At 65.9% G+C, this 1,540-nt stretch carries 2 protein-coding genes; both read right to left on the bottom strand.

What is annotated here, in order from left to right; genetic code table 11:
• A partial coding sequence (locus B1400_RS10180; RefSeq protein WP_133064682.1) for a translation initiation factor IF-2 N-terminal domain-containing protein occupies window positions 1-93 on the bottom strand: 93 nt, incomplete at its 3' end.
• Window positions 94-298: 205 nt separating this feature from the next.
• Complete coding sequence (gene nusA / locus B1400_RS09265; protein WP_095614091.1) at window positions 299-1,381, bottom strand: transcription termination factor NusA; 1,083 nt, start codon at window positions 1,379-1,381, stop codon at window positions 299-301.
• Window positions 1,382-1,540: the final 159 nt, after the last annotated feature.

Consider the following 1,540-nt stretch of genomic DNA (forward strand, 5'->3'; position numbering starts at 1 on the left):
GACGAATTCGCCCATGTCCTTGAGCTTTTCAAGAACGGTCTTGCTGTCTACGCCAAGTTCCTTGGCGAGCTCATATACGCGTGCTTTCGGCACTCAATTTCTCCTATTCCTCAGCCGCGCGTATGCGAGCGCAGCTGCTATCTTCTCACGGCGAGCTTTCTGTTTCTCATCGTGCAACCATGGTTGTTCACCCTCGTTCTTGTCCTGAGCGCCGCGCGTGCGCGCGCCGGTCAGTTTGCGGCCCAGCTTACTCCCGCCGTTGGATACGGACGGCGGGAATAAGCGGGCGACGAACGACTCAGCCGCGGGCCTCGTCGCCGTCCGTCTCGGCGGCCTTGCGCTCGCCGTGCGCGCGCACGAGCTGCTCGGCCTTCTTCCTCGCGTACGCCTCCTCGGATTCGATGCCGATCTTCCATCCGGTGAGCTTGGCGGCGAGACGCGCGTTCTGCCCCTCCTTGCCGATCGCGAGCGACAGCTGGTCCTCGGGTATGAAGGCGACGGCCGTCTGGTTCTTCTCGCTGACGACGTGCACGTTCGTGACGTTCGCCGGCGACAACGCGGCGGCGATGAACTTCGCCGGATCGTTCGACCAGTCGACGATGTCGATCTTCTCCTGGCCGAGGTTCTCGATGACGGCGCGCACGCGCGAGCCGCCCGGTCCGATCAGCGCGCCCTTCGGATTGACGCCCTGCGTGTTCGCGCGCACGGCGACCTTCGTGCGGGCGCCCGCCTCGCGCGCGATCGCCATGATGGACACGGCGCCGGAGACGAGCTCCGGGACCTCGCGCTCGAAGAGCTTGCGCACGAGCTCCGGATGGGAGCGCGAGACGATGATCTCGGGCCCCTTGAGGCCGCGCGACACGTTGACGACGTAGACGCGGATGCGTTCGCCGTGACGGTAGCGCTCGCCCGGCACCTGTTCGCGGCGCGGCAGCAGCGCCTCGACGTCGCCGACGGCCACATGCACGTTGGCGGTGTCCTTCGCGTCCTGCTGGACGACGCCGGTGATGAGCTTGCCCTTCTGCCCGGAGAAGGCGCCGAAGACCTTGTCGTCCTCCGCCTTGCGGAACAGCTGGGAGATGACCTGACGCGCCGTGGACGCCGCGAGGCGGCCGAAGTCCTTCGGCGTATCGTCGTACTCCTCGCCGAGCGCGGGAGCCGGGTGCGGATTGTCTTCGGTGGGTTCCTGGGCGATTTCGTCACGCGCCCAGATCGTGAAGCTGCCTGCGCGCGGGTCGAGTTCGACTCGTGCGTGCTTGGCGGCGTGCGGGGTCTTGAGATAGGCGAGGCGCAGCGCCTCGGAAAGCGCCTCATCAACGGTTTCTGCATCGATGTCCTGCTCGCGCGCGAGCTGGTGGATTCCGTTCAGGTCCAGTTCCATATGCAGACCTCCTCTGAAGTTATGTACGAGCCTATGCCCTATGGTCACAGTCCATCATTACTGTAGTGTCTCATGCAGACACCTTCCGACCCGTCGATCGCCCGACCTCCGGCGCGCCGCCGCCCATGGCGCAGGCTGTGCGCGCGGCTCGCCGCGGCC

This window comes from Bifidobacterium italicum (assembly GCF_002286915.1).
GTDB classification, from domain to species: domain Bacteria; phylum Actinomycetota; class Actinomycetes; order Actinomycetales; family Bifidobacteriaceae; genus Bifidobacterium; species Bifidobacterium italicum.